We start from the raw sequence: 2,259 nt of genomic DNA on the forward strand, positions 1-2,259 counted from the left end.
CCCCCGCCCACCTCGTGGACATCCGCGGACCCCAGGAGTACAACGGCGAGATCGGCGTCGCCGAGGGCTTCGAGGGGGAGGCCGCCGTCAAGCTCGGCCACATCCCCAACGCGGTCAACGTCCCCTGGGCCGGCGTCGTCGACGAGGACGGCAGCTTCCTGCCGCCCGAGGAGATCCGCGACATCTACGCCGAGGCCGGGGTGGACGGCAGCAAGCCCGTCGTCGTCTACTGCCGCATCGGAGAGCGCGCCAGCCACACCTGGTACGCCCTCAGCCAGATCCTCGGCTACGACGTCAAGCTCTACGACGGCTCCTGGACCGAGTGGGGCAACGCCGTGAACGTCCCCGTCCAGAACAACACGTCCGGTGAACGCAGCGGACTCTGGAGCTAACTCACCGATGCCCGACACACCGATCAGCGGTGCCCGCCGCCACCCGGCGGGCACCGCCCCCGGCGGCCCCGCCGCCGAGCCCGAGGCCGCCACGCCCCGGGAGGCCGAGGCCGCCACGGCCCGTGACGGCGAGGCCGCCACGGCCCCGGCCGACGGGCCACGCCTGCTCGGCTGGAGCCGCGGCGACACGGTCCGCACCGTCCTGGCGCTCACCCTGGCCGGGGCGCTGCTGACCGGCGCCTGGATCATCCACCGCGCCGACGGATTCGGCGCCACCGCCTCGTTCTCGCTGCTGGCCGGTGCCGCCCTCGGCATCCTCTTCGAACGCGGCCGGTTCTGCTTCTACTGCATCTTCCGGGACCTCTTCGAGAAGGGTGACAGCCGTGGCGCGTACAGCGTGCTCGCGGCCCTCGCGACCGGGACGGTCGGCTACGTCCTGGTCTTCACCATCCGCCAGGCCGACCCCGCGACCGGCCGGCTCCCGACCGCCGCGCACATCGCGCCCGTCAGCGTCGCCCTGGTCGTCGCCGGACTCGCCTTCGGTATCGGCATCGTCCTCTCCGGCGGCTGCATCGCCGGACACCTCTACCGGCTCGGCGAAGGCTCCCTGCGGGCACTACCCGGACTCGCCGGAGTGCTGGGCGGCTTCGGCGCCGGCTTCCTCACCTGGAACCCGCTCCACGACACCTTCATCCGGGGCGCGCCCGTCCCCTGGCTGCCCGCCACCTTCGGCTACGCGGGCGCCCTGCTGCTGCAACTCGCCGTCTTGGCCGCCCTCGGCGTACTGCTGCTGCGGTGGAACCCGCCGCAGCCCGCCCGCGCACCGCTGCGCGTGGACCGGACCGAGATCCGGCGGGCACTGTTCTTCCGGCGCTGGCCCGCGCTGCTCACCGGCGGACTGGTGGGGCTCGTCGGCTTCCTGGCCTACCTTCGCGTCGAACCGCTCGGTGTCACCTCGCAGTTGAGCGGACTGACCCGCACGGCCATGGACTCCGGCGGGCTGCTCCCCGGCACCCTCCAGGGGCTCGACACCAGTCTGGCCGGCTGTGTCGCGCTGGTCGTGGAGACCGTCACCGACAACGGGTGGCTGATCATCGGCATCGTCGCCGGCTCGCTCGCCGCCGCACTGCCCGGACGCCGGGTCACCCTCGAACCGGTCACAGTCCGCAACGGCGCCACCGCCCTGCTCGGCGGGGTGCTGCTCGGCTGGGGCGCCGTCATCGGACTGGGCTGCACCGTCGGCGTCCTCCTCTCCGGAACGCAGGCACTGGCGCTCTCCGGCTGGGTCTTCGCCGCCGCCGTCCTCAGCGGTCTCGCCCTCGGCTTCCGCGCCGGACTCCACCGCTCCTGACGTGCGGCGGCCGGCCCGGGGCGCTCCCGGACCGGCCGCCGACGGCGTCACGGGTCAGTCCGCCGACTCCTCGGACAGCACCATCCACACATGCCCGTCCGGGTCGGCGAACGTCCCGGTGTAGCCCCACGGCTGGCGGGCCGGCGCGCTGACCGTGGTGGCGCCGGCCGCGACCGCGCGCCCGAACTGCTCGTCCACGTCACCGTCCGAGGCGACATCCAGGCTCAGCACGCACTCGCTGGTACCGGGCGCGGCCACCTCCCGGCCGCCGATGACCCAACCGAACCCGCCGGTCGGGATGAACATCAGATGCAGCCCCTCGTTGACCGCGAACTGGAGCGGTTCCGGCACGCCGTCCTCGGCCGGCTCACCGACCGGCGCGAAGCCGAGCCCGTCGCGGTAGAAGGCGAACGAGCGGTTGCGGTCCTCGGTGGGCAGGCTGATGACGATCGGCTGCGGGGCCATCGGAAGAACTCCTCTGCGGTGGTGCGCGGCATGGACGGGATCGGGGCGGGA

The 2,259-nt window shown here is 73.4% G+C and carries 3 protein-coding genes; 2 read left to right on the forward strand and 1 reads right to left on the reverse strand.

Annotated features, from left to right (window positions below; all coding sequences use genetic code 11):
* Both E0D90_RS25135 and E0D90_RS25140 read left to right on the forward strand, forming a co-directional pair.
* Positions 1-392 (forward strand): sulfurtransferase (locus E0D90_RS25135; protein WP_265415976.1); only part of this gene is annotated, 392 nt, incomplete at its 5' end.
* Positions 393-399: 7 nt separating this feature from the next.
* A complete protein-coding gene (locus E0D90_RS25140; RefSeq protein ID WP_130800222.1) occupies positions 400-1,743 on the forward strand; it encodes a YeeE/YedE family protein in 1,344 nt (447 codons plus the stop codon).
* 54 nt (positions 1,744-1,797) lie between these two features.
* Here the strand turns inward: E0D90_RS25140 and E0D90_RS25145 are convergent.
* On the reverse strand, positions 1,798-2,259 hold a 462-nt coding region (locus E0D90_RS25145), incomplete at its 5' end, for a VOC family protein (protein WP_307721180.1).

It is taken from the genome of Streptomyces otsuchiensis, from assembly GCF_004305975.1.
Classification (GTDB): Bacteria; Actinomycetota; Actinomycetes; order Streptomycetales; family Streptomycetaceae; genus Streptomyces; species Streptomyces otsuchiensis.